Source organism: Pseudomonas sp. D2002, assembly GCF_013385735.1.
Taxonomy (GTDB): domain Bacteria; phylum Pseudomonadota; class Gammaproteobacteria; order Pseudomonadales; family Pseudomonadaceae; genus Aquipseudomonas.
Genome location: NZ_JACAPL010000002.1, coordinates 407560 through 427159, shown reverse-complemented (window position 1 = coordinate 427159; position 19600 = coordinate 407560). Strand labels below are relative to the sequence as shown.

13 protein-coding genes are annotated in these 19600 nt (G+C 60.0%); 5 read left to right on the top strand and 8 right to left on the bottom strand.

What is annotated here, in order from left to right; genetic code table 11:
- Positions 1-95 precede the first annotated feature (95 nt).
- From HX783_RS01965 to gloB, 7 genes are all read right to left on the bottom strand, one after another.
- Positions 96-1709 (bottom strand): ABC transporter ATP-binding protein, encoded by a 1614-nt coding sequence (locus tag HX783_RS01965; RefSeq protein WP_177015757.1) that lies wholly within the window; start codon positions 1707-1709, stop codon positions 96-98.
- A gap of 1 nt (position 1710) precedes the next feature.
- A complete protein-coding gene (locus tag HX783_RS01960; RefSeq protein WP_159955783.1) occupies positions 1711-2730 on the bottom strand; it encodes an ABC transporter permease in 1020 nt (339 codons plus the stop codon).
- Position 2731: 1 nt separating this feature from the next.
- The gene (locus HX783_RS01955; RefSeq protein ID WP_159955785.1) at positions 2732-3805 is read right to left on the bottom strand and encodes a microcin C ABC transporter permease YejB; all 1074 of its coding nucleotides are present in this window, start codon (positions 3803-3805) and stop codon (positions 2732-2734) included.
- On the bottom strand, positions 3806-5638 hold the full coding sequence (locus HX783_RS01950; RefSeq protein ID WP_177015756.1) for an extracellular solute-binding protein: 1833 nt from the start codon (positions 5636-5638) through the stop codon (positions 3806-3808). It abuts the gene before it with no gap.
- Entirely contained in the window at positions 5635-7464 is a 1830-nt protein-coding gene (locus HX783_RS01945; RefSeq protein ID WP_177015755.1) for an extracellular solute-binding protein, read from the bottom strand. The genes HX783_RS01950 and HX783_RS01945 overlap by 4 nt, the downstream gene beginning before the upstream one ends.
- Before the next feature lie 269 nt (positions 7465-7733).
- A complete protein-coding gene (locus tag HX783_RS01940) occupies positions 7734-9146 on the bottom strand; it encodes a transglycosylase SLT domain-containing protein (RefSeq protein ID WP_177015754.1) in 1413 nt (470 codons plus the stop codon).
- A gap of 98 nt (positions 9147-9244) precedes the next feature.
- Complete coding sequence (gene gloB / locus HX783_RS01935) at positions 9245-10012, bottom strand: hydroxyacylglutathione hydrolase (protein ID WP_177015753.1); 768 nt, start codon at positions 10010-10012, stop codon at positions 9245-9247.
- A gap of 65 nt (positions 10013-10077) precedes the next feature.
- On the opposite strand from gloB, the gene HX783_RS01930 reads away from it, so the two are divergent.
- The 5 genes from HX783_RS01930 to HX783_RS01910 all read left to right on the top strand — a co-directional run bounded on the left by HX783_RS01930 (position 10078) and on the right by HX783_RS01910 (position 15237).
- On the top strand, positions 10078-10836 hold the full coding sequence (locus tag HX783_RS01930; RefSeq protein WP_177015752.1) for a class I SAM-dependent methyltransferase: 759 nt from the start codon (positions 10078-10080) through the stop codon (positions 10834-10836).
- A gap of 86 nt (positions 10837-10922) precedes the next feature.
- On the top strand, positions 10923-11375 hold the full coding sequence (gene rnhA / locus HX783_RS01925) for a ribonuclease HI (RefSeq protein WP_029291380.1): 453 nt from the start codon (positions 10923-10925) through the stop codon (positions 11373-11375).
- Between the two features lie 77 nt (positions 11376-11452).
- The gene (gene dnaQ / locus HX783_RS01920; RefSeq protein WP_174245672.1) at positions 11453-12193 is read left to right on the top strand and encodes a DNA polymerase III subunit epsilon; all 741 of its coding nucleotides are present in this window, start codon (positions 11453-11455) and stop codon (positions 12191-12193) included.
- Between the two features lie 197 nt (positions 12194-12390).
- On the top strand, positions 12391-14646 hold the full coding sequence (locus HX783_RS01915; RefSeq protein ID WP_159955799.1) for an Orn/Lys/Arg decarboxylase N-terminal domain-containing protein: 2256 nt from the start codon (positions 12391-12393) through the stop codon (positions 14644-14646).
- Between the two features lie 9 nt (positions 14647-14655).
- Positions 14656-15237, top strand: coding sequence for a GNAT family N-acetyltransferase (locus tag HX783_RS01910; RefSeq protein WP_159955801.1), 582 nt, complete (start codon positions 14656-14658; stop codon positions 15235-15237).
- Between the two features lie 51 nt (positions 15238-15288).
- Here the strand turns inward: HX783_RS01910 and HX783_RS01905 are convergent, their stop codons facing one another.
- On the bottom strand, positions 15289-19476 hold the full coding sequence (locus HX783_RS01905; RefSeq protein ID WP_177015751.1) for a glycosyltransferase: 4188 nt from the start codon (positions 19474-19476) through the stop codon (positions 15289-15291).
- Positions 19477-19600: the final 124 nt, after the last annotated feature.

Here is a 19600-nt window from a genome sequence, read left to right as displayed (position 1 = left end):
CCTTTTGGTTACTTTTGGGGCCCTTTTCCAAAAGTGACCCGCCGTAAGGGCGGAACCCATATCAGCCGTTACCTAAATAACGGATATGTACAACATCAACCCCCAACACCAGCAGGCACCAAAAACGCCGCCTCCAACAACTGCCGCGTATAAGCATGCCGCGGCTCAGCAAAAATCGCCGAAGCCTCCCCCTGTTCCACCACCTGCCCATGCTTGACCACCATCAACTGGTGACTCAACGCCTTCACCACCGCCAAATCATGGCTGATAAACAAATAGGTCAGGTTGTACTTGGCCTGCAAACTGCGCAACAACTCCACCACCTGCCGCTGCACCGTACGGTCCAGCGCCGACGTCGGCTCATCGAGCAAAATCAAACGTGGCTTGAGCACCAACGCCCGGGCGATGGCGATGCGCTGGCGCTGCCCCCCGGAAAACTCATGCGGGTAACGATGTCGCGACTCCGGATCCAGCCCCACCTCACGCAGCGCCGCAATAATCGCGGCCTCCTGCTCAACAGGCGTGCCCATCTTGTGAATCCGCAACCCCTCGCCAACAATCTCACTGACACTCATCCGCGGGCTCAAACTGCCAAACGGGTCCTGAAACACCACCTGCATTTCCCGCCGCAACGGCCGCACTTGCTGCTGAGTCAGTCGGTCCAACTGCTGGCCCTCAAAACGAATCCCGCCCTTGCTGGCAATCAACCGCAAAATCGCCAGGCCCAGCGTCGATTTACCTGAGCCACTCTCACCAACGATGCCCAGCGTCTGCCCCTGGGGCAGGCTGAAATTAATGCCATCCACCGCCTTGACGTAATCCACGGTGTTACGCAAAAAGCCTTTCTTGATCGGAAACCACACCTTCAAATCATCCACTTCCAGCAACGGCGGCCCCACCTCGTTGCTCGCCGGCCCACCGCTGGGTTCCGCCGCCAGCAGCTCCTGGGTATAAGGATGCTGCGGCGCCTGGAACAGCGTCTCGCACGCCGCCTGCTCGACGATGCAACCCTTCTGCATCACGCACACGCGATGGGCGATGCGCCGCACCAGGTTCAAGTCATGGCTGATCAGCAGCAACGCCATGCCCAGCCGCGCCTGCAATTCCTTGAGCAATTCCAGAATCTTCAACTGCACCGTGACGTCGAGGGCCGTGGTCGGCTCATCCGCGATCAACAGTTCCGGCTCGTTGGCCAGGGCCATGGCGATCATCACCCGTTGGCGCTGGCCACCGGAGAGTTCGTGGGGCAAGGCCTTGAGGCGTTTGTGCGGCTCGGGAATACCGACCAGTTCGAGCAGTTCCAGGGTGCGCCGGGTCGCGACCTTGCCGGTCAGCCCTTTGTGCAGGCCGAGTACTTCGTTGATCTGCTTTTCGATGGTGTGCAGCGGGTTCAGCGAGGTCATCGGCTCCTGGAAGATCATCGCAATGCGGTTGCCGCGAATATGCCGGAGGGTTTTTTCTTTAAGGGTCAGCAGGTCTTGCCCGGCATAGCTGATGGTGCCCGCCGGGTGGCGTGCCAGCGGGTAGGGCAGCAGGCGCAGGATCGAGTGGGCGGTGACGGATTTACCCGAGCCGCTTTCGCCGACCAGGGCCAGGGTTTCGCCGCGCTTGATGTCGAAGCTGACGTTGTTGACCACGCGGTGGTGGTGCTCGCCGGTGACGAACTCGACGCAGAGGTCGCGGACTTCGATCAGATTGTCCTGATTCATCTCATTTCCTCGGGTCGAAGGCATCGCGAGCGGACTCGCCGATAAACACCAGCAAACTCAACATGATCGCCAACACGGCAAAGGCACTCATGCCCAGCCACGGCGCTTGCAGGTTGGATTTGCCCTGTGCCACCAATTCACCGAGTGACGGTGAGCCGGCCGGCAAGCCGAAGCCGAGAAAATCCAGGGCGGTGAGGGTGCCGATGGCGCCGGTGAGAATGAACGGCATGAAGGTCATGGTCGACACCATGGCATTGGGCAGGATGTGCCGGAACATGATCGCGCCGTTCTGCATGCCCAGCGCACGGGCCGCGCGCACGTATTCAAGGTTGCGCCCGCGCAGGAACTCGGCGCGCACCACGTCGACCAGGCTCATCCACGAAAACAGCAACATGATCCCCAGCAGCCACCAGAAGTTGGGTTGCACAAAACTGGCGAGGATGATCAGCAGGTACAACACCGGCAAGCCGGACCAGATTTCCAGGAAACGTTGCCCGGCGAGGTCGACCCAGCCGCCATAAAAGCCCTGCAGCGCACCGGCGATCACGCCGATGATCGAGCTGAGCACGGTGAGGGTCAGGGCGAACAGCACCGACACACGGAAGCCGTAGATCACCCGCGCCAATACATCGCGGCCCTGGTCATCGGTGCCCAGCAGGTTGACGCTCGAAGGCGGTGCGGGGGCGGGTACTTTCAGGTCGTAGTTGATGCTCTGGTAGCTGAACGGGATCGGCGCCCACAGCGTCCAGGCGTCCTTGGCCTTGAGCAGTTCCTGGATATACGGGCTCTTGTAGTTGGCCTCCAGCGGAAATTCGCCGCCAAAGGCGGTTTCCGGGTAGCGCTTGAGTGCCGGGAAATACCAGTCGCCGTCGAAGTGCACGGCCAGCGGTTTGTCGTTGGCGATCAACTCCGCGCCCAGGCTGAGCACGAACAGGATCAGGAACAGCCACAGCGACCACCAGCCACGCTTGTTGGCCTTGAAGCGCTCGAACCGACGGCGATTGAGGGGGGACAGGTTCATCTCAATGCTCCCGGCTGGCAAAGTCGATACGCGGATCGACCAGGGTGTAGGTGAGGTCGCCGATCAGTTTCACGATCAGCCCCAGCAGGGTGAAGATAAACAGCGTGCCGAACACCACCGGGTAATCACGGTTGATCGCCGCTTCAAAGCTCATCAGGCCCAGGCCGTCGAGGGAGAAGATCACTTCCACCAGCAACGAACCGGTGAAGAAAATCCCGATAAACGCCGAGGGGAAGCCGGCGATCACCAACAGCATCGCGTTGCGGAACACATGGCCGTAGAGCACGCGGTGGTTGGTCAGGCCCTTGGCTTTGGCGGTGACCACGTATTGTTTGTTGATCTCGTCGAGAAAACTGTTTTTGGTCAGCAGCGTCATGGTCGCGAAGTTGCCGATCACCAGCGCAGTGACGGGAAGCGCGAGGTGCCAGAAGTAATCGAGGATCTTGCCGCTCCAGCTCAGCTCATCGAAGTTGTTTGAGGTGAGTCCGCGCAAGGGGAACCAGTCGAGGTAACTGCCGCCGGCAAATACCACGATCAGCAGGATCGCAAACAGGAACGCCGGGATCGCGTAGCCGACGATGATTGCCGAGCTGGTCCACACGTCGAAGTGGCTGCCGTGGCGTGTGGCCTTGGCGATGCCCAGCGGGATCGACACCAGGTACATGATCAGCGTGCTCCATAACCCGAGGGAGATGGATACCGGCATTTTTTCCTTGATCAGGTCGATGACCTTGGCGTCGCGAAAGAAACTGTCGCCGAAATCCAGGCGGGCGTAGTTCTTGACCATGATCCACAAGCGTTCCGGCGCCGATTTGTCGAAGCCGTACATCTTCTCGATTTCCTTGATCAAGGCCGGGTCCAGGCCTTGGGCGCCCCGGTAGCTGGAGCCGGCCACCGAGACCTCGGCACCGCCACCGGCGATGCGACTGGTGGCGCCGTCAAAGCCTTCGAGCTTGGCGATCATCTGTTCCACCGGGCCACCGGGGGCGGCCTGGATGATGATGAAGTTGATCAGCAGAATCCCGAACAGCGTGGGGATTATCAGCAACAGGCGGCGAACAATATAAGCCAGCATTTAATCGCCTCCGCTCGCCGGATCGGCGCTCGTGTCCAGGGTGACGGCAGGTTTTACATCGGGCTTGGCCCACCAGGTGGAGGTGCCGACGTCGTACAGCGGCGAGACTTTCGGATGGCCGAGATGGTCCCAATACGCCACGCGGAAGGTCTTGATGTGCCAGTTGGGGATCACGTAATAGCCGAACTGCAGCACACGATCCAGGGCCTTGGCGTGGGCGATCAGGCTTTTACGCGAGTTGGCGTCGATCAACTCTTCAACCAATTGATCGACCGCCGGGTCCTTAAGCCCCATGTAGTTGCGGCTGCCGGGTTTGTCGGCGCTGGACGACGCCCAGAATTCGCGTTGTTCGTTACCCGGCGAGGTGGATTGCGGGAAGCTGCCCACCAGCATGTCGAAATCACGCGAGCGCAGGCGGTTGATGTACTGCGACACGTCAACGCGGCGGATCACCAGGTTGATGCCCAGGTCCGCCAGGTTACGCTTGAACGGCAGCAGGATGCGTTCGAATTCGGTCTGGGCCAGTAGGAACTCGATGGTCACCGGTTTGCCGGTGGTGTCGACCATCTTGTCATCGACGATCTTCCAGCCGGCGGCTTGCAGCAATTGGTAGGCCTCGCGCTGCTGGGTGCGGATCATGCCGCTGCCGTCGGTCTTGGCGGGTTCAAAGGCCTGGGTGAAGACTTCGGCCGGGATCTTGTCTCGAAACGGCTCCAGAATCGCTAGTTCGTCGGGGCCGGGCAGGCCGGTGGCGGCCATTTCCGAGTTTTCAAAGTAACTGCGGGTGCGCGTGTAGGCGCCGTTGAACAGCTGTTTGTTGCTCCACTCGAAATCCAGCAACAGGCTGATGGCCTTGCGCACGCGTACGTCCTGGAACATCGGCTTGCGCGTATTGAACACAAAGCCCTGCATGCCGGTGGGGTTGCCGTTGGGGATTTCTTCCTTGATCAACCGGCCCTGGGCGACCGCCGGGATGTTGTAGGCGTTGGCCCAGTTCTTCGCGCTGAACTCCAGCCAGTAGTCGAATTGCCCGGCCTTCAGCGCTTCCAGCGACACCGTGCTGTCGCGGTAGTAGTCGGTGATGCGGTTGTCGAAATTGTAGAAGCCTTGGGTGACCGGCAGGTCCTTGGCCCAGTAATCCTTGACCCGCTCATAGCGCACCATGCGCCCAGGCTTGACCTCGGCGACCTTGTACGGCCCGCTGCCCAGCGGTATTTCCAGGTTGCCCTTGGCGAAGTCGCGGGTGGCCCACCAATGCTTGGGCAATACCGGCAGTTGGCCGAGGATCAGCGGTAATTCGCGGTTGTTGGTGCGCTTGAACTTGAACAGCACCCGCAGCGGGTCTTCGGCCACCACTTCGTCGACGTCGGCGTAGTAGGTGCGATACAGCGGCGAGCCGTCCTTGATCAGTGCCTGGAAGGTGAACACCACGTCTTCGGCGCGGATCGGGTGGCCATCGTGAAAACGCGCTTCGGGGCGCAGGTAGAAACGCACCCAGCTGTTGTCCGGGGCTTTTTCGATCTTGCCGGCCACCAGGCCGTATTCGGTGATGGGCTCGTCCAGGCTTTGCATGGCCAGGGTGTCGTAGATCAGCGGCAGATTGTCTGCCGGCACGCCCTTGCTGATGTACGGGTTGAGGCTGTCGAAGCCGCCCATGCTGGATTCGCGGAAGGTGCCGCCCTTGGGCGCGTCGGGGTTTACGTAGTCGAAGTGCTTGAAGTCGGCGGGGTACTTGGGTGGCTCGTTGTACAGGGTCAGCGCATGTTGCGGCGCGGCGTTGGCCGCGCTGCACAGCAACAGGCTGCTCAGTAACGCGTAGCGCAAATACATCATTGGGCTTTCTCCGAAGCTTTCAGCCACCACGCGCTCAGGCCCAGGCTGTAGGGCGGCGTGGTGACAAAGGCGAACCGGTTGCGGTACGCCAAGCGATGATAGTTGAGGTACCAGTTGGGAATACTGTAGTGCTGCCACAGCAACACGCGGTCGAGGGCGCGGCCGGCGGCCAGTTGTTCTTCGCGGGTTTGCGCCGCCAGCAGTTGGTCCAGCAGGCGGTCGACCACCGGGTTGGCGATGCCGGCGTAGTTCTTGCTGCCCTTGATGCTGGCCTGGCTTGAGTGGAAGTACTGCCACTGTTCAAGGCCTGGGCTCAAGGTTTGGTTGAGGGTGATCAGGATCATGTCGAAGTCGAACTGATCCAGGCGCTGCTTGTATTGCGCGCGATCAACCGTGCGCAGGCGCGCGTCGATGCCGATGCTGATCAGGTTCTCCACATACGGCTGCAGGATGCGCTCCAGGTTCGGGTTGACCAGCAGAATTTCGAATCGCAGCGGTTGCCCGTCACTGTTGAGCAGGCGCTGCCCCGACAGCTTCCAGCCGGCTTCGCCCAGCAACGCCAGGGCGCGGCGCATGGTGTCGCGCGGGATGCCGCGACCGTCGGTCTGCGGCAGGCTGAACGGCTGGGTGAACAGGTTGGCCGGCAACTGGTCGCGGTACGGCGAGAGCATCAGCCATTCATGGCCTACCGGCACGCCCGTCGCCGAAAACTCGCTGTTGGGGTAATAACTCAAGGTGCGTTTATAGGCGCTGCTGAACAGGGTGCGGTTGGTCCATTCAAAGTCGAACATCAACCCCAGTGCTTCGCGCACCTTGGTCTGGGCGAAGGTCGGTCGCCGCGTGTTCATGAACAGGCCCTGGCTCTGAGTCGGGATCTGGTGGGCGATCTGCGCCTTGATGACATCGCCACGGTTGACCGCCGGGAAGTTATAACCGGTGGCCCAGTTCTTGGCCTGGTGCTCGATGTAGATGTCGAATTCGCCGGCCTTGAAGGCTTCGAAGGCCACGTCGCTGTCGCGGTAGAACTCCACTTCGACCTTGTCGTAGTTATAGAAACCCTGGTTGACCGGCAGGTCCTTGCCCCAGTAATCCTTGACCCGTTCGAACACCAGTTGCCGGCCAGGCGTGACCTTGGTAATGCGATACGGCCCGCTGCCCAAAGGGGGTTCGAAGGTGGTGGCCTTGAAGTCGCGGTTTTTCCAGTAATGCTGGGGCAATACCGGCAGCTCGCCCAGGCGCAGGATCAGCAACGGGTTGCCGGCGCGCTTGAACACAAAGCGGATACGGTGGCGGTTGAGGATGTCGACCCGCGCCACTTCCTGCAGGTTGGTGCGGTACTGCGGGTGGCCTTCGGTCAGCAGGGTGCGATAGGAGAACGCCACGTCATAGGCAGTGATCGGCTTGCCATCGTGGAAACGCGCTTCGGGGCGCAGGTTGAACACCACCCAGCTGCGATCCTCGCTGTATTCCACCGACTGAGCAATCAGCCCGTAGCTGGAGGTGGGCTCATCGCCGGACGGCGCGTACTGGCCGGTGCCGACCATCAACGGCTCGTTCAGCTCGTTGACGCCGTATTGCAGGAAATTGGGGGTGGAAACCGGGCTGGAGCCCTTGAAGGTGTAGGGGTTGAGCGTGTCGAAGGTGCCAAAGGCCATGACCCGCAATGTCCCGCCTTTTGGCGCTGCAGGGTTTACCCAATCAAAGTGGGTGAATTTTGCCGGGTACTTGAGCCTGCCGAACTGCGTATAACCGTGGCTCTCGGTAATCGTCGCGTTCGCTGCAAAGCTCAAGGCCAGACTTATTAGTAGAAGGAGGGGACGCTTCAAGTCAGAGATCCGATCCAGGCGGCTTGGGCTTTATGATCGGTACAGTAACAGCTTGTTCCGGTTGGAAAAAGGTCGCTGAAAACACTGGGGACCCAATGTGGGAGCGGGCTTGTTTGTGGCGAGGGAGCTTGCTCCCGCTGGGCTGCGTAGCAGCCCCAAACCCGTCAGCCAGGATGTATCTGGTTGACACGCTGGTTTGGGAGCGCTTCGCACTCCAGCGGGAGCAAGCTCCCTCGCCACAATAAGCCCGCTGTTTCCTCAGGTTTTGTTTAGCGCGGCCCGGAAACCACCAGCATCTGCCCTGGCTTGAGTGCCTGGCCAGTGCGCGGGTTCCAGCGCTTGAGATGTTGCATCTCAACGTTGAAACGCTTGGCGACGATGTACAGCGAGTCGCCTTTCTTGACCTTGTATTGCACCGGCTTCTTGCTGTCGGCCTTGGCCACCAGCTTGCGCGTGTCCTGCATCACCAGGGTCTGGCCAACCTTGAGCGCCTGGCCGTTGAGCTTGTTCCAGCGCTGCAGGTCATGCACGTCGACCTTGTTCGCCTTGGCGATCAGCGTGAGGTTGTCGCCCGTACGCACCTTGTAATTGCGCGTACGCCCAGCCACTCGCGCGGTCTCGACTTCGTCGAACACCTGCTTTTTCGGGCGCATCGCCAGCAATTCTTCCGGCTTCATCGTCGAAAGGGTGCTGGTGAGCAACTGCGCCTTGGAACTCGGCACCAGCAAATGCTGGGGGCCGTCGAGGGTGGTGCGTTGTTTCAGGGCCGGGTTGAGCTGGAACAGTTCGTCTTCATCGATTTCAGCCAGCGCGGCAACCCGTGACAGGTCCATGCTTTGCTTGACTTCAACCACTTCGAAGTACGGCGTGTTGGCAATCGGGCTCAGGTTGACGCCGTAGGCCTCGGGGGCCAGTACCACCTGGGACAGCGCCAGGAACTTGGGCACGTAGTCCTTGGTTTCCTGGGGCAGCGGCAGGTTCCAGTAGTCGGTGGGCAGGCCGAGCTTCTCGTTACGCTCGATGGCCCGGCTGACCGTGCCTTCGCCGGCGTTGTAGGCCGCCAGGGCCAGCAGCCAGTCGCCGTTGAACATGTCATGCAGACGCGTCAGGTAGTCCAGGGCGGCGGTGGTGGAGGCGGTGATATCGCGGCGGCCGTCGTAGGCGCGGGTCTGGCGCAGGTTGAAGTAGCGCCCGGTGGAGGGAATGAACTGCCACAAGCCGACCGCATCGCTGCGCGAATAGGCCATTGGGTTGTAGGCACTTTCAATCACTGGCAGCAGCGCCAGCTCCAGGGGCATGTTGCGTTCTTCAAGGCGTTCGACGATGTAATGAATGTAGAGGCTGCCGCGTTCTCCGGCGTTCTCCAGAAAGGACGGGTTGCTGGCGAACCACAAACGCTGTTGCTCGATGCGCGGGTTGACGCCCAGGCCGTCCTGCAATTGAAAGCCCCGTCGCATGCGTTCCCAGACATCCTGGGGGACTTCGGGGCTGGGCTTCTCTGAGAGCCAAATAGGTTTTTGCTTGATCTTGGCGGCAAGATTGGGTTTTGGTTGCACGGTGGATTGTGCAGCGAAATGAGTCGATTGGCAGCCCGCCAGAGTAGCGGACACAGCCACCGCCACGGCTTGAGCCAGGCGGGTCAATGCGTCTGAAGAGATGGATTTACGAATAGATGACGACATTGGCTGGAAGTAAGTTCCGGGCAAAAATGTCGGGCGATTCTAGAAAGCGCTTTGGTTGCGGTCAACCATTCAGAAAATCCGTATCAGATTGCATCGGCTTAGAACTTATCTTTCCACGCCCTCAAGCTAGCAAACACCTCGGCCCCAGAGCGGTTATCGCGCCCATTCCGTTCGTCCGCTTTTTGTTTAACGGATGTTTCGGCGGTGCGTAGAAAAGGGTTAGTACGTTTTTCCAGGGCCAGGTTGGACGGCAGCGTCATCTCGCCACGGGCGCGCAGTTGCTTGACGTGCTCGACGCGTTCGGCGATATCGGCGTTATCCGGCTCCACGGCCTGGGCAAATTTGAGGTTACTTTGTGTGTACTCGTGAGTGCAGTACACCAAGGTCTCGGCCGGCAGGGCGGCGAGGCGTTCCAGCGAGGTGTGCATCTGTTCCGGCGTGCCCTCGAACAAGCGGCCGCAACCGGCGGCGAACAGGGTGTCACCACACAACAGCACGCCCTGGTGATAAAAGGCGATGTGGCCGAGGGTATGGCCGGGTACGCTATAAACGTCGAAGTCCCAGCCCAGCACGCTGATGCGGTCGTTATCGTGCAGGGCCACGTCACGCGCCGGGATATTTTCATTCGCCGGGCCGTAGACCTTGGCATTTGTCACACTTTTCAGTTGCTCGACGCCGCCGACATGATCATGGTGATGGTGGGTGACCAGGATGTCGCTGAGGGCCCACTGCGGGTTCTGCTTGAGCCAGGCCAGCACCGGCGCGGCATCGCCGGGATCGACCACGGCGCAGCGTTGGGTGTGCGGGTCCTGCAACAACCAGATGTAGTTGTCGGTGAAGGCGGGTAGGGCAGTGATCTGTATCATTCTTCGATTCGCCAAGCTGAACACATTGGTGCATCTTAGAACGTCTAGGCGAGTTGGAGAATGCAATGACTGATAAAGCGTTCGCCCAGGCCGATCCTGAGTGGCTGGCCCTGATCGGCGCAGCCCGTGAATGGCTGTCCGGGCCGATCGGGCAATTCCTGCTGGATGAAGAACGCCGCATGCTCGAAGACGAGCTGGGCCGGTTCTTTGGCGGCTACCTGGTGCATTACGGCCCCTCGGCGCAGACGCCGCCGTCCGCGCCGCAGGTACAGCGTAACGTGCGCCTGGGCGCGCCGTTGCCGGGCGTCGAGATTGTCTGCGAGGAGCAGGCCTGGCCGTTGAGCGAGCACGCCGCCGACGTGGTGGTGTTGCAGCATGGCCTGGATTTTTGCCTGTCGCCCCACGGGTTACTGCGCGAAGCCGCCAGCAGTGTGCGCCCTGGTGGCCATTTGCTGATTATCGGCATCAACCCCTGGAGCAGCTGGGGCCTGCGGCATGTGTTCGCCCATGACGGCCTGCGCCAGGCGCGCTGCATCTCGCCCTCGCGGGTGGGCGACTGGCTGAACCTGCTGGGCTTTGCGCTGGAGAAACGCCGCTTCGGGTGCTATCGTCCGCCGCTTGCGTCGACCAAGTGGCAAGGCCGCCTGGCTGGCTGGGAACGCCGTGCGGGCGCTTGGCAACTGTCGGGTGGTGGCTTCTATTTATTGGTGGCGCGCAAGATCGTGGTCGGGCTGCGGCCGGTGCGTCAGGTGCTGCGCCAGCCGATGGGCAAGCTGGTGCCGATGCCGATGGCCAAGGTCAATCGCAAGCAAAGCGAACCGTAAAACCTCTTTTTGATTACCGGCCGAGTCTTTCGGCCCAGGGATTCTGTCGGCCCATTGCCGCCAGCCCGTTTTGATGGATGTAACCGATGACCGATAGCGTAGAACTCTTCACCGATGGCGCCTGCAAGGGCAACCCTGGCCCCGGCGGCTGGGGCGCCTTGCTGGTGTGCAAGGGCGTGGAGAAGGAGTTGTGGGGCGGCGAAGCCAACACCACCAACAACCGCATGGAGCTGATGGGCGCCATTCGTGGCCTCGAGGAACTCAAGCGCCGCTGTGACGTGCTGTTGGTGACCGACTCGCAATACGTGATGAAGGGCATCAACGAGTGGATGGTCAACTGGAAAAAGCGCGGCTGGAAAACCGCGGCCAAGGAACCGGTGAAAAATGCCGACCTGTGGCAACTGCTCGATGAGCAATGCAACCGCCATAACATCACCTGGAAATGGGTGCGCGGCCACATTGGTCACCCAGGCAACGAGCGTGCCGACCAGTTGGCCAATCGCGGTGTGGACGAAGTGCGGGGCTACAAACAAAGCTGAGTCCGCTGACGTGTTAACATCGCGCCCTTTGATTCACACCACTGCCTACCACCGTTGAGAGCTGAACCCTGATGGCCATCCGATCTGTTGTACTCGATACCGAAACCACCGGCATGCCGGTGACCGATGGTCACCGGATCATCGAAATCGGCTGTGTCGAACTGATGGGTCGTCGCCTCACCGGCCGTCACTTTCACGTCTACCTGCAACCCGACCGCGACAGTGACGAAGGTGCGATCGGCGTCCACGGCATCACCGACGAGTTCCTCAAAGGCAAGCCGCGCTTTGCCGAAGTGGCGGATGAGTTTTTCGAGTTCATCAACGGCGCCCAGCTGATCATCCACAACGCGGCGTTCGACGTCGGCTTCATCAATAACGAATTTGCCCTGATGGGGCAGACCGAGCGTGCGGATATCTCCCAGCACTGCTCGATCCTCGACACCTTGATGATGGCCCGTGAGCGGCACCCGGGCCAACGCAACAGCCTCGATGCGTTGTGCAAACGCTACGGCGTCGACAACTCCGGCCGTGAACTCCACGGCGCGTTGCTCGACTCCGAGATTCTGGCCGACGTTTACCTGACCATGACCGGCGGGCAAACCAGCCTGTCCCTGGCTGGTAACGCCTCCGACGGCACCGGTTCGGCAGAAGGCTCGGGCAATCGCCCTTCGGAAATCCGCCGCTTGCCGGCTGACCGCAAGCCCACCCCGATCATCCGCGCCAGTGAGCAGGACCTGGCTGAGCATGCGGCGCGGTTGGAAGCGATTGCCAAGTCGGCGGGTGCACCGGCGTTGTGGTCGCAGCTGACGCAGCAATAACCTCGGTCGAACACGATTAAAAAATGTGGGAGCGGGCTTGCTGTGGCGAGGGCGCTTGCTCCCGCTGGGGGGCGAAGCCCCCCCAAAAGCCTACTCCAGCTCCCACAGTTGATCTCCGTTGCCGGTAAAATCTTCATTCGCCACATCCGCTCCCAGCTTCTACCCTGAGTGCATAGCCCTCCAGAGTTCGAGCGCTCATGTACAAAGACCTGAAGTTCCCTGTTCTGATCGTACATCGCGACATCAAGGCCGACACCGTTGCCGGTGACCGGGTTCGAGGCATCGCCCAAGAGCTGGAACAAGAGGGCTTCAGTATTTTTTCCGCCGTGGACTACGCCGAAGGCCGGCTGGTGGCTTCTACCCATCACGGCCTGGCGTGCATGCTGATCGCCGCCGAAGGCGCCGGCGAAAACACCCACTTGCTGCAAAACATGGTCGAGCTGATTCGACTGGCGCGGGTGAGGGCGCCCAACCTGCCGATCTTTGCCCTGGGTGAGCAGGTCACCCTGGAAAATGCACCGGCCGATGCCATGAGCGAGCTCAACCAACTGCGTGGCATTCTGTACCTGTTCGAAGACACCGTGCCGTTCCTGGCCCGACAAGTCGCGCGCGCGGCGCGCAGCTACCTGGATGGCTTGTTGCCGCCATTCTTCAAGGCCTTGGTGCAACACACCGCCGACTCCAATTACTCCTGGCACACGCCCGGCCATGGCGGCGGCGTGGCTTATCGAAAAAGTCCGGTAGGGCAGGCGTTTCATCAGTTCTTCGGTGAAAACACGCTGCGTTCGGATTTGTCCGTTTCAGTGCCGGAACTCGGCTCGCTGCTTGATCACACCGGGCCCTTGGCGGAAGCCGAGGCCCGCGCCGCGCGCAACTTTGGCGCTGATCACACGTTCTTCGTGATCAACGGCACCTCGACTGCGAATAAAATCGTCTGGCATTCCATGGTCGGCCGTGACGACCTGGTGCTGGTGGACCGCAACTGCCACAAGTCGGTGTTGCACTCGATCATCATGACCGGCGCGATCCCGTTGTACCTGTGCCCGGAGCGCAACGAACTGGGAATAATCGGCCCGATTCCCCTGAGTGAATTCAGCCCCGAATCCATCCACGCCAAGATCGAAGCGAGCCCATTGACCCGTGGCCGGCCACCCAAAGTAAAGATGGCGGTGGTCACCAACTCCACCTACGACGGCCTGTGCTACAACGCCGAGCTGATCAAGCAGCAACTGGGCAACAGTGTCGAGGTGTTGCACTTCGACGAAGCCTGGTACGCCTACGCGGCCTTTCACGAGTTCTTCGCCGGGCGTTATGGCATGGGCACCTCGCGTACCCCCGACAGCCCGCTGGTGTTCACCACGCACTCGACTCACAAACTGCTGGCGGCCTTCAGCCAGGCCTCGATGATTCATGTGCAGGACGGCGGTGCGCGGCAACTGGACCGTGACCGTTTCAACGAAGCGTTCATGATGCATATCTCCACCTCGCCGCAATACAGCATCATCGCGTCACTGGACGTGGCCTCGGCGATGATGGAAGGCCCGGCCGGGCGCTCGTTGTTGCAGGAGATGTTTGACGAGGCCTTGAGCTTTCGCCGGGCGCTGGCGAATTTGCGCCAGCACATTGCCGCTGAGGATTGGTGGTTCACTATCTGGCAACCGCCTACGGTGGCCGGCATCGACCGAGTGGCCACGGCGGACTGGTTGCTGCATCCGCAAGATGACTGGCACGGCTTTGGCGAAGTGGCCGAAGACTACGTGCTGCTCGACCCGATCAAAGTCACGCTGGTAATGCCCGGCCTTAACGCCGGAGGGGCGTTGAGCGATTGCGGGATTCCCGCTGCGGTGGTCAGTAAATTCCTTTGGGAGCGGGGGCTGGTGGTGGAAAAGACCGGGCTGTATTCCTTCCTCGTGTTGTTTTCCATGGGCATTACCAAGGGCAAATGGAGTACCTTGCTCACCGAATTGCTGGAGTTCAAACGCAACTACGACGCCAATGTGAGCCTGGCCAGTTGCTTGCCCTCGGTGTTCAAGCAAGGCCCGACGCGTTATCAAGGCCTGGGTTTGCGCGACCTGTGCGATCAGTTGCATAGCTGTTACCGTAGCAACGCCACCGCCAAACACCTCAAACGGATGTACACGGTGTTGCCGGAAATCGCGATGAAGCCGGCCGACGCCTATGACCAACTGGTGAGGGGCGAAGTCGAGGCCGTCTCAATCGATGCTTTGCCAGGGCGCGTCGCCGCCGTGATGCTGGTGCCTTATCCGCCCGGCATTCCGTTGATCATGCCGGGCGAGCGCTTTACCGAGTCAACGCGTTCGATCATCGATTACCTGGCCTTTGCCCGGACGTTCGATAGCAGTTTTCCCGGTTTTGTCGCCGATGTTCATGGGTTGCAACACGAAGATGACGGCAATGGTCGTTGTTACACCGTCGATTGCATCAAAGGGTAAAGGATGTTTATGCAAGCTGTAATGAACCCGAAGTACCCGGGGCTCAGTGTGCGGGTCGCCGACGAAGGTTTTGATGCCTACGTGTGGGGCAATGATTTCAGCTTTGAGGTCAGTGCCTACGGCGTGCCGGAGATGGGCAAGCGCGTCGACCAGTGGGTAGTCGAGCGCATCGTGCCGTACCGCAAGTGTTATGGCATCGACCCGGAAGAGTTCGCGAGTTTTCGCGATGCAGCCGACAGCGCAATCTTCATGGCATACCTGGATGACCGTGCGGTGGGGCACATTGTGGTCAGCACCAATTGGAACGGTTTTGCCCACGTTGATGAACTGGCGGTGGCCTTGCCTGCGCGGCGCCATGGTGTGGCCAAGGCATTGCTGGATGTAGCGCAGTTCTGGAGCCGCAAGAAAAATTTGCCGGGCATGATGCTCGAAACCCAGAACAACAACCTCGGTGCCTGCCGGCTATATGAGCGCTGCGGTTATGTGATGGGCGGGATCGACCACTTGCGGTATCGCGGTATTGACCCGCAAACCCGCGAAGTGGCGATCTTCTGGTATCGGTTGTTCAAAACCGAGCTGAGTGCGGCCTGAACGCGGCGCATGGGCAACGTTTCAAGCCGCGCCGGGAGGCTGCCAGTGAGTTTATGTAACGGCCCAGGAGTGTTCCGCGCCGACGTGGACTTTTAGCTGTTCATTGAACTGGCGGTAGTGCGTTTTGTTCTCCCGCACCGTCTCTGGGAGCCCGGCGGGCTCCGTTACGCCCTTGTCCGAATAATACTTGCGAGCGTTTTTTTCCACGTTGTAGCGCTCACCGCCAAAACTGCCTTCTATGCTGAGCCCTTCGAAGCCTGCCTCGTAAATCTCAGGTCGCCTGGCTTTTAATACGTCGTTAAACATGGTCGGGCCTACCGCTTCAAAAATCTCGCCTTCATAGGTCAAAAAGTCATCGTCGTATTTGAGCGCGCCGTTTTCGTCTCGAGCGATGGTTGGTCGATTAGCCTCAAAGTAGGGTCTTTTTTCGGCGAAACGGCGATTTTGTTCGGCGATCATTTGAGTGACGACCGGGTTGTCCGCCTGGGTTGCGAAGTTGCTTGTATTGAAAAAAGGTTTGTTGCCGGTGACTTTATGGCGGACCGGATGGCCGATCAGGATGTCCGAGTCGCCGGCGTTCAGGCCTGCCGCGCCGACAGATCCCGTGATCACGTCATCGGTGTCGAGGTAGATGCCGCCGTATTTATTCATCAATGGGTAGCGTGCCACGTCAGAGGCGGCGGCGAGGTTCTGGCCCTGACCCCTGCGGAAATATGAATACATCTCGGTGGTGTTCAAAGACTGGAAAAAGCTGTCTTCGTGCAGGTTCCTGACCGTCACGCCGGGGGCGTCTTTTTCCAGCTTGAGCTTAATGGTTCGGAACAGCTCCGGCGTGTCTGCGTCGACGTGCACAATGGATCTGAACCCCGGCATTTTCTCGGCGTTTTTGCTGATATTGCTTACCAGCTTGTCCGGTATCTCGCCGCCTGCCCAGAAATAATGAATGTCTTTTGGCAGTGGCCGGACATTTTTGGGTTTGGTCAATATGGCCGGGGCGGTGACTTCAACGAAGCGGAATTCGTGCGCATCAATTTTTTTTGCTTTTCTCAACTCATCCAGCGTCCCCATCTGCCATGTGTTCTTCGCACTTCTCCAGAAATACAATTTGTTGCGGGCTTCGTAGCTCCACTCACCCACTTGCGTATCGAATTTGGCGATATGGTTTTCGCCTCTGTAGTTAATGCAATAGGGGTAAGAAGAGCCCGGCCTGAGTTGTACGTCATCTACCGGCAGCACGTAGGTACTGTCGTCGAGCTTCCAGGCAGGCGGAGCGCCGCCCCCGATTAAACGGTGGGCAGTGGCTGAAAGCTCCCAACCATGGCTGCCCAGGTCTCTGACGGCAAGGTCGGGTTGTTTTGCATTGGGGTGTTGGATGACACGCTGGCCATCCTTGAGTGTGGACTGATAGAGCCTGCCGTCGATTTTTATATAGTTTTTGTTGCCCGGGCCCACGTAAACATTGGCCTCCAAGCCTTTCACCTGTAGCAGGTCAGGCGAGAGATCGACCGCGTAGTCCCGCAGTGCGGGCGGGTTGAGCACTTTGAGTCCATCGGCGTTCGCCACTACGTGTGGCTTGAATTCGGTTAGCAGCGACCCATAGGACGACCCCTTGGCCACGTCATAGTCGTACCAGGTGCCGTTGCGAAATGCGGCGCCGGTTTCCTCGATGCGATCCAGCGCTTTGTAGGTGCCGACGGCAACCAAGCCGTGCTGTTTGCCCGCCTCTTTGAGCACGTCGTAGCTGCCGCTGGCGCCCTTTAGAGTATTGACCGCTGAGCGCCCCCTGGACCAGATGAAGCGGCTGGCGCCTCCGAGCAGGTCGCCGGCGCCACCCAGCGGGTTGAGTGCTTCGATCACGGCACCGCCGAGGAACCTTGCGGCTTTCGAGGCGGCGTTGAGACTGGTCACGCCCTTGGCAAATACCTTGCCTGCCTGGGCAGCCTTGCCCACGCCCAATGTCACCAGGCCGACCACGTCAAGACCAAGATCAAACAAGCCATCGGCGATTTTGCCTTGGCTGAAATTGACAATCGCTGACCTGAAGGGAATCAGGTTGAGGAAAAAATTGCCGATGGCATCGTCGGCCGCCGCGCTTTTGTCGTAGGCGTTCATGCCCTTTGCATAGTCGAGCAGGTCGTCATTGTTCAAGTCGAGGGAATGCGTGAACACCCTGGCGATGTAGTCGGTGCGGGCGGAGTCAAACACTTGAGGATTTTGCGAAGTTGTCGGTTTTTCCGTGCCCAGTTTGGCGTGCTCGGTCTCGAATGGGTTGAACCGGACCGTTCGATACAGCTTGTTGCCATCTCTTCTTTCGAGTTTGTCGTAGGGCGCAGAGTACGTGTCTGCCAGGAAGTTTTTTTTGGTAATCGTGCCGTCGCTGGTATTGATGCAATACACGTTGACTTGCCCGTCTCGCGTGGTTTTTACATCCAGCGTATGGCCTCGTTTGCTCAGCGTCTTTGTCCAGAAGTCGGTGGCTATTGTGTATTCATTGGTATGGAAAAACTCGAGCTGGCCATACGCGAAGTTCAGCTTGTCTTCGGGTGATAAGTTCGACGTCAGGTATTTGGTCAGGCCTGTGTGACCCTTTTTCTGTGCCTCGATAGCCGAGGCGTAGCGTGTGGCAAATTCGTCGGCGACGGTGAGTGCGCCGCTTGCGGATTTTTCGCAAAACGCCGTGATGGGTATCCGCTTGTCATCGGTGACCCAATGTTCCTTGTCCTCATGTTTGACCTTGTCGCCCTGCGTGACGATATCCAGCATTGACAGCGCCCCGGACAAGCGGCCGGGCCGCCCCGGATTCAAATGGGCTTTGAGGATGTTGCGGGCCTTGAAGACACTGTCCGCAACCCCCGGGAACTCTTTTCTGAGCAGCGCCAGGCCCATCGCTTCCCGGCTGGGGATAGCCGTTGCCAGCGCTGTGGAGGTGGCTTGCAAGGCACTTTGCTGGGTATTGAACGCGGTTTGTACGGCCTGCATTTCAGTCTGTGTGGGCGTGGTGTCGCCGGCACTCAGCAGGCCATGCACGACTCCCCAATTACGCAAGGCTTCGTGCTGGATGCGCTGGGAGAGCGCGGCGTCGACGTCGAGGCCCTCGGCGGCGGCGAGCACGTCGCTGTAGCTCATGGTGAGTGCGCGCCCTGGCGACTGGGCCTCCAGCTTGGCCACCGCGATTGCCAACTGGGCCCAGGGGATACTGCCGTAGGTCACATTGGGCGGGATGTCCTTGACCCGGTATTCAGGCGCGACGCGTGCCAGTAACAGGCGCGCGGCGAAGTCGGCCGATTGGGCGGTGGCTCGCCCTTGCGCCACCAGATGGCGGCTCAGGCCGTCGATCACCGCTGTGGCAGGCTTGTTCCAATACTGGCGCTGCCCGAGGTCAAAGCCGGCGACGCTGTTACGCGCCGGGCTGTTCAGGGCTTCCGGGTCCAGGCCCAGGTGGATGGCCGCCAACAAGTAGTCATTGCTGCTGGCATCTGTGGCGATGCCGCCCAACTCGGTCTGGATAGCTTGCCCCAATGCCTGGGCCTTGGCCGAGCCCAGCAGCGTTTCCATCGCCGAGCCGGGGTATTTGAAGTCATCGCTCGACAGGTTGGCGGCTGACAACAGATAGCCCAGCACACCTTTTTGTTTGTCGGCCAATGGCAGCCCGGGCACGGTCGAATCGGGGGCGCTGAGCAGGTCGATGAGGCGTTGTTGGTGCTGCGTTGCCAGCGGGATTGGCCAGGACAGTGCCCCGCTGAAGTTGCCCAGGGGATGGGTGTGCACCTGCTGGATAGCGCGCTGGTAGAGCGCGAGCAACGCGTCCAGGGTCTTCGGTATGTTCAAGCCACTGCCGCTGAGATAGGTGTGTAGCGTGACGACGGTCGTGGGCGTCAGGTTGTGTTTCCGGTAGTAGGTGGAGAGTTCACAGACCGGCAATGAAAGGCTGTTCAGCTGGGCTGCCAGTTGTGTCTCAAGCCGGTTTTGCTGTTCGCTGGACAACTCACCGGGAAAGGCCTTGGTCAGTTCTTCGAGCATCGGTCGCAGTTTTGCTGCCAGTTCCGTCCAGTTGCAGTGTTCCGCGTAGGCTTTTTTCAGGGCTGCCGGGTTGTCGAGTGCGTCAGGGCTTGTGTCGTTGGCCGCGACCCTCGGCGACGAGGCCTGGAGGGCGTTCGTCCCATGGGTGGCGGGTGTTGGGTTTTGTTTGGCCACACCGGTGGGAGACAGCTTTGCAGCCGCAGGGTGGATGGCATTCATAGGGAACCGCTCCTTAGTTTCAGATTCGTCCGATAGAAAGCGCCGTTGGCACTTTCCAGCGAATGGGTGTGAAAAACTTCGGAGGGGGTTCCAAGGTGATTGTCAGGGCATGTTGCGCTAACGG